The organism is Specibacter cremeus (assembly GCF_003946885.1).
Classification (GTDB): domain Bacteria; phylum Actinomycetota; class Actinomycetes; order Actinomycetales; family Micrococcaceae; genus Specibacter; species Specibacter cremeus.
In genome coordinates this window covers 1-10,071 of sequence record NZ_RWKQ01000078.1, presented here as the reverse complement: position 1 = coordinate 10,071, position 10,071 = coordinate 1, and the positions used below count along the sequence as shown (strand labels likewise).

At 69.4% G+C, this 10,071-nt stretch carries 9 protein-coding genes and 1 pseudogene; 8 read left to right on the top strand and 2 right to left on the bottom strand.

What is annotated here, in order from left to right; all coding sequences use genetic code 11:
• Positions 1-63: 63 nt before the first annotated feature.
• From EJC77_RS19825 to EJC77_RS19810, 4 genes are all read left to right on the top strand, one after another.
• Positions 64-1,056, top strand: a complete 993-nt coding sequence (locus EJC77_RS19825) for an aldo/keto reductase (protein ID WP_276309095.1) — start codon at positions 64-66, stop codon at positions 1,054-1,056.
• Between the two features lie 30 nt (positions 1,057-1,086).
• Positions 1,087-1,317 carry a hypothetical protein gene (locus EJC77_RS19820; protein ID WP_125616915.1) on the top strand — a complete coding sequence of 77 codons (231 nt, stop codon included), beginning with the start codon at positions 1,087-1,089 and terminating at the stop codon, positions 1,315-1,317.
• A gap of 2 nt (positions 1,318-1,319) precedes the next feature.
• Positions 1,320-1,937, top strand: a complete 618-nt coding sequence (locus EJC77_RS19815) for a HutD/Ves family protein (RefSeq protein ID WP_125616912.1) — start codon at positions 1,320-1,322, stop codon at positions 1,935-1,937.
• 190 nt (positions 1,938-2,127) lie between these two features.
• Positions 2,128-2,619: a hypothetical protein gene (locus EJC77_RS19810; RefSeq protein ID WP_125616909.1), complete on the top strand. Its 492-nt coding sequence runs from the start codon at positions 2,128-2,130 to the stop codon at positions 2,617-2,619.
• Positions 2,620-2,765: 146 nt separating this feature from the next.
• Here the strand turns inward: EJC77_RS19810 and EJC77_RS19805 are convergent, their stop codons facing one another.
• Together EJC77_RS19805 and EJC77_RS19800 are read right to left on the bottom strand one after the other, a co-directional pair.
• Positions 2,766-4,466, bottom strand: coding sequence for a DEAD/DEAH box helicase (locus tag EJC77_RS19805; protein WP_125616906.1), 1,701 nt, complete (start codon positions 4,464-4,466; stop codon positions 2,766-2,768).
• Between the two features lie 269 nt (positions 4,467-4,735).
• A complete protein-coding gene (locus EJC77_RS19800) occupies positions 4,736-5,773 on the bottom strand; it encodes an Lrp/AsnC family transcriptional regulator (RefSeq protein ID WP_125616903.1) in 1,038 nt (345 codons plus the stop codon).
• 115 nt (positions 5,774-5,888) lie between these two features.
• Here EJC77_RS19800 and EJC77_RS19795 point away from each other — a divergent pair.
• The 4 genes and pseudogenes from EJC77_RS19795 to EJC77_RS19780 all read left to right on the top strand — a co-directional run bounded on the left by EJC77_RS19795 (position 5,889) and on the right by EJC77_RS19780 (position 9,933).
• Positions 5,889-7,119 (top strand): annotated as a pseudogene (locus EJC77_RS19795) (M20 metallopeptidase family protein).
• 15 nt (positions 7,120-7,134) lie between these two features.
• Positions 7,135-8,442, top strand: coding sequence for an MFS transporter (locus tag EJC77_RS19790; protein ID WP_125616900.1), 1,308 nt, complete (start codon positions 7,135-7,137; stop codon positions 8,440-8,442).
• Positions 8,443-8,478: 36 nt separating this feature from the next.
• Positions 8,479-9,336 carry a tRNA (guanosine(46)-N7)-methyltransferase TrmB gene (gene trmB / locus EJC77_RS19785; protein WP_125616897.1) on the top strand — a complete coding sequence of 286 codons (858 nt, stop codon included), beginning with the start codon at positions 8,479-8,481 and terminating at the stop codon, positions 9,334-9,336.
• Between the two features lie 12 nt (positions 9,337-9,348).
• Positions 9,349-9,933 (top strand): DUF5655 domain-containing protein, encoded by a 585-nt coding sequence (locus tag EJC77_RS19780; RefSeq protein WP_125616894.1) that lies wholly within the window; start codon positions 9,349-9,351, stop codon positions 9,931-9,933.
• Positions 9,934-10,071 lie beyond the last annotated feature (138 nt).

Genomic DNA, 10,071 nt, shown 5'->3' with positions numbered 1-10,071 from the left:
CGACTGGAACTACACCGTAACCGCCGCTCCGAAGGAGAAAACGACACGCCCGGATGAACCGAAATAATTTATGTGCGAGCCCTCAGCCCATTGGGCTTTGGCGGCATGGCGCTCACGCCCGTGTACGGCGCCGTGGACCCTGCCGAGGCCCTGCGGACCCTCCACCACGCCGTGGACGCCGGCGTGACGTTCCTCGACACGGCCAACATCTACGGCGCCGGCGGCAATGAGGAACTGATCTCCCGGCTGCTGCAGGACCGCCGCGGCGAGGTCCAGCTGGCCACGAAGTTCGCGCTCGTCCGCAACCCGGCCGAGGGGGCCACCGAGGTCCGTGGCGACGCACCCTACGTCCGCCAGGCGGTGGACGAGTCGCTGGCCCGGCTCGGCACGGACGTGATCGACCTCTACTACATGCACCGGCGCGATACGCGCGTGCCCATCGAGGAGACGGTCGGCGCCATGGCGGAACTGGTCAAGGCCGGCAAGGTCCGCCACCTGGGCCTGTCCGAGGTGACCGCCGACGAGCTGCGCGCCGCCTGTGCCGTCCACCCGATCGCCGCCGTGCAAAGCGAATGGTCCATCTGGAGCCGCGACGTCGAGGCGCACGTGGTGCCGGCGGCGGCCGAACTGGGCGTGGGCCTGGTGCCGTATTCGCCGCTGGGCCGCGGCTTCCTCACCGGCACGGTGCACGCCGCGGACCTGGGCCCCGGCGATTTCCGGCACAACATCCCGCGCTTCGCCGCCGGGGCGCTGGACGCCAACCAGGCCGTCGTCGACGCCGTCCAACGGGTCGCCGCCGACCTCACGGCCGGCACGGGTTCACAGACGACGGCGGCCCAGGTCGCCCTGGCCTGGCTACTCGCCCAGGGCGGCCGTTTCGGCCTGCCGGTCGTGCCGATCCCGGGCACGCGCAAGCCGGCACGCATCGACGAGAACCTCGGCGCGCTCGACCTCACCCTGACCCCGGCGCACCTGGACCTCCTCGACCGGGCCGCGGCCGCCGTCGTCGGTTCCCGCGCCGCCAACCCCGCCTCAGTGTCGCAGGGCCGCGAATAGGCCCCAAGGGCGGCGCGGTACGCTTTAACCATGCGCGGAAAAACCACCTGGCTGGACATCACCGTCCAGTTCGCCAGCTTTGCCTTGATGTGCCTGATTCTCGCCGTCACGCGCTTTCCGCTGCCACTGAAGATCATCCTGGCCTTCGGGGTGTCGATCGCCATCTCCGCCGGGTACGCGTACGTCAAGCGGGTGTCCCGGAAGAGGGCCGCCGAGCCCAAACGGGTGCGCGTGTATAGCGTCGAGAACGTGGACGACTGACCATGCGGATCATCCGGTACGCGGCACTGGAACCTGGCCGGTGGGCCAACGGCGGCGGGGTCACGCGCCAGGTGGCGGCCGGCCTCGTCGGCCCCCCGGACGGACACCCGTGGGATTGGCGCATCAGCATCGCCGAGGTCGCCGCGGCCGGGCCGTTCTCGCCGCTGCCGGGCATCGACCGGATCCTGACCATCATCGACGGCGACCTGATCGCGCTGACCGTGGACGGGGCGGAGCATGCGCTGGAGAAGTACCGGCCGTTCCGGTTCCCCGGCGACGCCGCCACGAGCGCCACGCTGCCCACCGGCAGCCTGGTCGATTTGAACCTGATGACCCGCCGCGGCGTGTGCAAGGGTTTCGCGGTGGTGCTGGAGCTGTCGAAGCAGCGCCCGCACCCCGTGTTCGCCGGCCAGCATGCGGTGCTGCTGCAGGGCAGTGCCACGGTGACCGCCCCGTCAACTGCAGGGACGGGCGACGACGGCACGGCCCCGGGCGCGGACGGCGCCGACACGGTGGACCGGTTCAACCTGGGCCGCTTTGACACCGTGGTGGGCGCCGACGCCCCGCCGGAGATCACGGGCCGCGGGTTCCTTGCGGTGCTGACCGTCGACCCGGCCTGACCACGGTTTCGATACCAGTGGCACCAAACCATTGCTTCGTGGTATAGGCCGGTGTAGCGTGCCTGTCACATCATCGCGACCGCCATGGGGAGTCAAATATCAGTCCGTCGAACCTCTGCTACTATCTCCCCTGGCAGGCCCTCGCCACTCGGCTTGGCTCGCCATACGGCAATTTGCAGATTGATGTCGGGTGAAACGGGTGACGCGAGGATTCCGCCGTACTCTAATCGTCATCGCACTGGCGCTCAGCACCGCGGCTTGTGGCCAAGGCCCAGCATCCCATGCAGGAATTCCGGACAGTCTCTGGAACTCCGCGATCACCGACCCGTTGAAACCCGCCGGCTTGTTGCCCGGCCAGCCAATTCCGCAGCCGGTGCATCGTATTGGGACGTTTCGCGGTGGCGATATGGTTGGTTCGTGGCGGCTTCTGGAAATCCGGGACGGCCGAAAGCAGCTCGTCATCCAGTATTCGCAGGGTGGGGAATGCCAGACCGACAAGGGTGTTGTTGTGGCCGAAACTCCCGCCGAAGTCGCCATCGCGCCGGTCTACCGTAACCCGGCCTTGCCGTGCAACGATGTCGCATTGCTGCTGACGCCCAGCGGCGTCATCACGTTGGACAAACCTCTCGGAACCCGGAAACTGTTGCACATCCCCGGCGACAATGCGTTCCCCGTGTCATAGGCAACCGTCGCTGAGCCGCCTGCCGCCCTGAGACCGTAGCCTGTGGCACCCGAACTCCTATCAAATATCAAATTCGTGTGGCCCCACCCAATTGGGTGGGGCCACACGAGTTTGCTGGGACTTCACCGGCAAGGAATACCCGGAAGTTACCGCCCGCGACGCTGGTTCGACGCCGGCGCGGAGGCGCGGCGCGCGCCGCCGGACCGGGCCGGACGGCCTGACCCGCCGGAGCCGTAGCTGCCGCCGGACGTGCCGCCCGTGGTGGAGGACCAGACGGTGGCCGTGCCGGAACCGCGCGAAGCGCCGCTCTTGCCGCGGGAGCCGGCCGCCCGGGGTGCGTCGTTGTGGTGCGAGGCGCCCTGCGGGGCGCGCTGGCCCCGGGCCGCGGCGCCGTCGCGGGCGGGCCGGCCGTCGCGTGGCTGACGCACGTCGGAGCCGAAACGCGGGCCCTGCGGCTGGTCCTTGCGACGCTCGGCACGGTTGCCGCCCCTTGAGTCGACGCCGGCGCCGGCGTCCGAACGCGAGCCGGACGCGCGGCCGCCACGGCCGCCACCGGCCGGGGCGGCGCCGTCACGGCGGGCCCGCTTGCGCGCGGCGTTCGCGCCGGTGGACTGGCCACCACCCTGCGGCGCGGACTTCGCGGCCAGCAGCGCTGCCCGGGTGCGCGGGTCGATCTTGTCGGCCACTTCACCCACCAGCGACGCCACGACCGGCGAGTTCGGCGAGACGCGCTCGAATGAGACGTCCACGCCGGCGGCGCGCATCAGCTTCTTCACGTCCTGCTGCTGCTCGGGCAGCGTGATGGTCACGACGGTGCCGTCGCTGCCGGCACGGGCCGTGCGCCCGGAGCGGTGCAGGTACGCCTTGTGCTCGGTCGGCGGGTCGACGTGGATGACCAACTCGATGTCGTCCACGTGCACGCCGCGGGCCGCCACGTCGGTGGCGACGAGCACGCGCACGTCGCCGGAGGAGAACTCGGCCAGGTTCCGGTCGCGGGCGTTCTGCGACAGGTTTCCGTGCAGGTCGACGGCCGGGATGCCGGCGTCGGTGAGCGTCTTGGCCAGCTTGCGGGCGTGGTGCTTGGTGCGCATGAACAAGATGCGGCGCCCGGCGCCGGAGGCCAGTTCCACGATCAGCGACTTCTTCACGGTCGCATCGTTGACCACGAACACGTGGTGTTCCATGGTCGTCACGGCCGCCGTGGGATCGTCCACGGAGTGGGTCAGCGGGTTGGAGAGGTACCGCTGGACGATCTTGTCCACGCCGTTGTCCAGCGTGGCCGAGAACAGCAGGCGCTGGCCCTGGGCGGGCGTGCGGTCGAGCAGCTTCTTCACGACCGGCAGGAACCCGAGGTCGGCCATGTGGTCGGCCTCGTCGAGCACGGTGACCTCGACGCCCTCGAGCGAGACGAGTCCCTGCTTCATCAGGTCCTCGAGCCGGCCGGGGCAGGCGATGACGATGTCGACGCCCGCGTTCAGCGCCTTCTCCTGGCGGGCCTGGGATACGCCGCCGAAGATGACGGTGGTGTTCAGCCCGGCGGCCTTGGCCAGCGGCTCGACCGTGTTGTTGATCTGGGTGGCAAGTTCACGCGTCGGGGCCAGCACCAGGCCCAGCGGGCGGCGCGGCTTGCGGAAGTAGGAGGCCTCGCGCTCGGCCAGCCGGGCCACGAGCGGGATGGCGAACGCGATGGTCTTGCCGGAGCCGGTGCGGCCACGGCCCAGCACGTCGCGCCCGGCGAGGGTGTCCGGCAGGGTCTTGACCTGGATGGGGAACGCGTCCTCGATGCCGGAGGCGGCAAGCGAGGTGACGAGTTCCTTGGGCACACCAAGGGCAGCAAAAGAAGTCATGAAGGTAAGAGAGTCTTTCTTGAAGGCGGTTCAACGTCCCATTGGCCGGTATGGACCACGGGTTCGCCGATTTCAATGCCAGAGCGTGTCAACCACCACCTCGTGGGCCCGACTGCGGGTTGCCGGTGGGACAAGTTGCATGCGTTCATCGACGCAGAATGCGCGAAATGACGCGCATAAAGTATCTCCATCCTAACAGGCGGACGACGGCGGTCCGCGCCTTGGTGGGGCAGGTCACCTTTGGGCCGGCTCCTTTCACTGCCCGGAGCCTAGCCGGCCTGCCCTCCCATGGAGATGGCGCCGGGCACCAGGCCCACCGCCGTGCTGTCCGGATTGAGCATCCACCCCACCCGTTTGGCCGTGGCGAGGATGACGGCGCTCTCCACCAGTTCAATGCCGGGGATGCTCTGCTGCAGGATCAGTTCCATGTCCATCACCTCGGCCACGCTGCGCAGCCACATGAAAACGACAAAGTTGGTCCGTCCCGTGGTGGAGGCGCAGAGGCGGACGTTCGGCACCTTGGCCAGCGCCGCGGCCGCGCTCAGGTGCGATCCCGCCGGGACCCGCGCAAACCACTGGACGGACACGGGGAACCCCGAGCCGCGCTGGGCCATTTCGCAGCGGAAGGACAGCACGCCGGAGCCCAGCACGCGGTTGAGCTGGCGTTGCACGGTGGCCGGCGTCCGGCCCAGGGCCCGGGCCATCTGCGCGGCCGTGGCCCGGCCGTTGGCCGCCAGCAGCGGCAACAGCGCCTTGTGGCTCTGCGGCAGCGGGCCCGGCACCCGGGCCACATGGTTGAGCGCCGCGAGCCGTTGTTGCTGGCGCCGGTCCAGCACATTGAGCCGCCACGCATAGCCGCCGCTGTGCAGCCGGGTGCACAGCGACGTCTGGCTCTTGGTCACGCCATCGATCGCCGCAATCGCCGGGATCACCTCGTCGCTGAGGTTCTGCAGCGATTCCGTGACCACGGTCAGCACCAGGTCCCGGTTGCTGGCCGCCTCCTCCACCGTGACAATCTCCGGCACGGCGGCGAGCGCGGCCACCACCTGCGCCCGGCGTTCCATCCGGCAGTCCACCTCGATGAACGCCAGCGACATTTGCTTCGGGTCCCCGACCAGATGCCCGGTGACCCAGGCGGCACCCTGCCCGTTCAGGCGTTCCCACCGGGCCGCCAGCGACGTGGCGTGCACGCCCAGCACCTCGGCGGCGTCGGTCCAACCCACCCGCGGCGCAATCTGGAGGGCATGGATCAACGCCAAGTCCTCCTCGCTCAGTTCCACGGCCGGACCGCCTTCCACCCATTGCATGACTTCTTACGCATTCAAGCATTATTTGCACGTTTTCAGGGATTTGGAAGGGCAATCGCCGTCGGGTCCGACAATGGACACAAGCCAAATGTGAGACAAACCACAAGGAGCATGAATGTCGATCGACGCAGCCGACCTCACCGCGGCGCTGACCCGCTTCCGCCATGAAATGCACCGGGACCCGGAGATCGGCCTGCACCTGCCGCGCACCCAGGAAAAGGTCCTGACGGCGCTGGACGGCCTCGGCTATGAGATCTCGCTGGGCACCGGCACCACCTCCGTCACGGCCGTGCTGCGCGGTGGCGCCACCGGCCGCGCGGACAAGCCGGTGGTCCTGCTGCGTGCCGACATGGACGCGCTGCCCGTGCAGGAACGCAGCGGCGTCGAGTTCACCTCCCGCGTCGACGGCGCCATGCACGCCTGCGGGCACGACCTCCACACCGCCATGCTCACCGGGGCCGCCACGCTCCTGGCCGACCGGCGCGACCAACTCGAGGGCGACGTCGTCCTCATGTTCCAGCCCGGCGAGGAGGGGTACGACGGCGCGTCCGTCATGATCCGCGAGGGTGTCCTGGACGCCGCCGGCCGCCGGGCCGACGCCGCCTACGGCATGCACGTCTTCTCCGGCCTGGCCCCGCACGGACAGTTCTGCACCAAGCCCGGCGTCATGATGAGCGCCTCCGACGGCCTGGTGGTGACCGTCCTGGGCGCCGGCGGCCACGGCTCCGCCCCGCACATGGCCAAGGACCCGGTCACCGCAGCCGCGGAGATGGTCACCGCGCTGCAGGTCATGGTGACCCGCCAGTTCANACATGTTCGACCCGGTGGTGGTGACGGTGGGCCTGCTGCAGGCCGGCACCAAGCGCAACGTCATCCCGGAAACGGCCCACTTCGAGGCCACCATCCGCACCTTCTCGGAGGCATCCCGGGAGAGGATGCGCACCGCCGTGCCGCGACTGCTGGAGAACATCGCCGCCGCCCACGGCCTCGAGGTGGACGTCGACTACCAAACCGAATACCCGCTCAGCATCACCGACGTGACCGAAACCGAACAGGCGGAGGGCGTCATCGCCGGGATGTTCAACGCCGAACGGCTCACCCGCATGGCCACCCCGATCAGCGGCTCGGAAGACTTTTCCCGTGTCATGGCCGCCGTCCCCGGCACGTTCATCGGTCTCAGCGCCGTGGCCCCGGGGCAAGACCACACCACCACGGCGTTCAACCACTCCCCCTACGCAACGTTCGACGACGGCGTCCTCACCGATGGTGCCGCCCTGTATGCCGAACTGGCCACCAGCAGGCTGGCGTCCCTCGCCGCCGCGCGGCCGGCCCCCGCCTCCCACTAGCTCCCGGAGCCCTCCATGACAACAGCAATCAACCCCCAGACCGCCACCGCGGCCGGCCACCCCAAGTTGTGGCGGACCCTGCTCGGCACCGGCATCGGCAACGCCGTCGAATGGTACGACTGGGCCGTCTACGCCACGTTCACCCCGTTCCTGGCGGGGGCATTGTTCAACCCGAAGGATCCGACGTCGGCCGTGCTGTCCACGCTGGCCATCTTCGCGGTCGGTTTCGTGGCCCGCCCCTTCGGCGGTTTCCTGTTCGGCTGGATCGGGGACCGGATCGGGCGCAAATCCTCCATGACGCTCGCCGTCGGGCTCGCCTCGGTCGGCAGTCTGCTGATCGCCGTCGCCCCCAGCTACGGCACGGTGGGCGTGTTCGCCTCACTGACCCTGCTGGTGGCCCGGCTGCTCCAGGGCCTGGCCCACGGCGGCGAGCTGCCGTCGTCGCAGACGTACCTGTCCGAAATGGCGCCGAAGGAAAAGCGCGGCCTCTGGTCGACGCTGATCTACACCTCCGGCACCGCCGGCATCCTGTTCGGCACCCTGCTCGGCGCCGTCATGACAACGTTCCTGAGCAAGGCGGACATGCAGGCGTGGGGCTGGCGCGTGCCGTTCGCGATCGGCGCCGTCCTGGGCCTGTACGCGCTGTTCATGCGCGCCCGGCTGCACGAGTCCGACATCTTCACCGGCGAGGACGCAAAAGCCAAGCGGGCCGCGATCTGGCCGCAGATTGTCCGCTACCGCAAGCAGGCCCTGCAGGTGATCGGCCTCACCGTCGGGCTGACCGTCATCTACTACATCTGGGGCGTGGTGGCCCCCAGCTACGCGGCCACCTCGCTGCACATGGACCGCGGCGCGGCGCTGTGGGCCGGTGTGATCGGCAACGTCGTCTTCATCGCCGCCCTGCCGTTCTGGGGCAAGCTCTCGGACAGGATCGGCCGCAAGAAGGTGCTGCTGTGCGGCGCCATCGGCACCGCCGTGCTGCACTTCCCGATGACCTGGCTGCTGAAGGACTCCCCATGGGAGCTGGCCGTGAGCATGTCGGTGATGCTGGTTTTCATCGCCGCCAGCGCGTCAATCGTCCCGGCCGTGTACGCCGAGCTGTTCCCGACCAGCATCCGCACCGTGGGCGTGGGCGTGCCGTACTCCATCTGCGTGGCCGTGTTCGGCGGGACCGCCCCCTATCTGCAGACCTGGCTGGGGTCCATCAACCTGGCGACCATGTTCAGCGTGTACGCCGTGGTCCTGCTGCTGGTCAGTGCCGCGGTCATCTTCACCATCCCGGAAACGCGCGGCAAGGACCTCACCGAGGCCGTCGCCGCGTAGGCGGAACCCCCAGGCGGGGCCGGTATTCTGGACGGAATGAGCGAACACCCAGAATCCGGCCCCGCCTCGCGCCCCATCCCGCCGGACGTGCAGGCCGCGCACGGCACCTACCGGGCGCAGCCGGTGTCGTTCGTGCGTCGCGGGACCCGCCTGCAGGGCCGCCGGCAGAAGGCGTGGGACGACCACTCCGGCACGTATGCGGTCGAGATCCCCCGGCACATCGCCGACACGTCCGTCCATCCGGACTTCGTGTTCGACGCGGCCGCCGAGTTCGGCCGCACCGCCCCGCTGATCGTGGAGATCGGCTCCGGGCTGGGCGAGGCCGTGGTGCACGCCGCCAAGGAAAACCCGGACAAGGACTTCCTGGCCGTCGAGGTCTACACGCCCGGCCTGGCCCAGACCATCCAGAAGATCGTGGCCAACAACCTGGCGAACGTGCGCGTGGTGCAGGCCAACGCCCCCGAGGTGCTCTCCACCATGCTGCCGGCCGGGTCCGCCGCCGAGGTCTGGGTGTTCTTCCCGGACCCGTGGCACAAGACGAAGCACAACAAGCGCCGCATGGTGAAGGACACGTTCGCCCCGCTCGTCGCCCGCGCGCTCGCCCCCGGCGGCGTGTGGCGGCTGGCCACCGACTGGTCCGGCTACGCCGAGCAGATGCGTGCCGTCGGCGCGGCGTCGGCGGACTTCGAGAACCTGCACGACGGCGAGCGCGCCGGTGAGCTCAGCCCGCTCACCAGGGCGCGGCGCACCGGCGTGGACTGCGAGGCCGGCGATGAGCCCGACACCGAGGGCGGCTGGGCCCCGCGCTTCGACGGCCGGGTGCTGACGAGCTTCGAGAACAAGGCGCACAAGGCCGGGCGCACCATCTTCGACCTGGCGTTCCGGCGGGTGTAGCCAGGAGGAATCATGGCCGGTGACAACTTCAAGTCCTGGCGGGGCATGCTCGATGAGAACATCGGGCTGCTGCTGCGCCGCACGGGCCACGGCGTGCCCTGGTGGGTGGCGCGGGCCCGCGCCGAAGCCCCGAAGGCACAGGCACCGGACGGGGAACCGGCCACCCGGGCCTGGCTGGCGGGCCAGGGCGTCACCGGCTACGCGCAGAACCCGGTCATGTGGGAGCTGTTCGGCTACCCGGACTTCCTCCTCACGGATGCCGCCGAACTGCTGGACGGCCAGTACGCCGACCGGCCCCGGCTGCGGCCCATCGCCGATGCCGTCATCGAGCTGGCGCTGGGCGTGGGTGACGTCGACGTCCAGGTCCGCAAGACGTTCGTCTCCCTGCACACGCCGCGGCGCAAGTTCGCCCAGGTCACCCCGGCCACCAAGAGCGCCGTGGACGTGCTGCTGCGCACCGCCGCCCCGGTGGCCGGACGCCTCGAGGAGGTCCGGAACCCCGACACCCTCACCCGCCGCATCCGGTTGACGACGGCGCAAGCCGTGGACGACGTCGTCCGCGACGCACTGGCCCGGGCGTACCGGGAGAACCTCTAGCCGCCGTCCAACTAGGGCGCACTTAAGCACCAAAATCCGCGGATTCCGGTGCCTAAGAACGTGTTGGGAAAGTGTTCGGTTTTCCCGGTGACCGCGGCGGACCGTGGGTCCAGTATTGGAGTATGAAGGATTATCCAT